Annotated in this window: 1 protein-coding gene; it reads right to left on the bottom strand. The window is 31.3% G+C overall.

Features of this window, described 5'->3' with window-relative positions; all coding sequences use genetic code 11:
* Nucleotides 1–72 precede the first annotated feature (72 nt).
* On the bottom strand, nucleotides 73–310 hold a 238-nt coding region (locus tag PUR53_RS48025), incomplete at its 5' end, for a hypothetical protein (RefSeq protein WP_329907133.1).

The raw sequence follows: 310 nt of genomic DNA on the forward strand, positions 1-310 counted from the left end.
GGGTGAAAAACCAACCCCAAAACCCAAAAAAACAAACCAAACCCCCCCCCCCCCATCAAAAAAAAAAATCACCTATAAAAACACCAACACAAGGGCAACGCAAAAAAAAAAAAAACCAAAAAAACCAAAAAAAAAAAAACACACACAAAAAACAAAAAAAAAAAAAAACAACAAAAAAAAAAAAAAAAAAACACAAAAAAAAAAAAAAAAAAAAACAAACCAAAAACAAAAAAAACCAAACCGAACAGAAAAACACCCCCCCCCCACCCAAACCACCAACAACAAAAGCACACAACCCAAACAAAAAAAA

This window comes from Streptomyces sp. SP18BB07 (assembly GCF_036322545.1).
Lineage (GTDB): Bacteria > Actinomycetota > Actinomycetes > Streptomycetales > Streptomycetaceae > Streptomyces > Streptomyces deccanensis.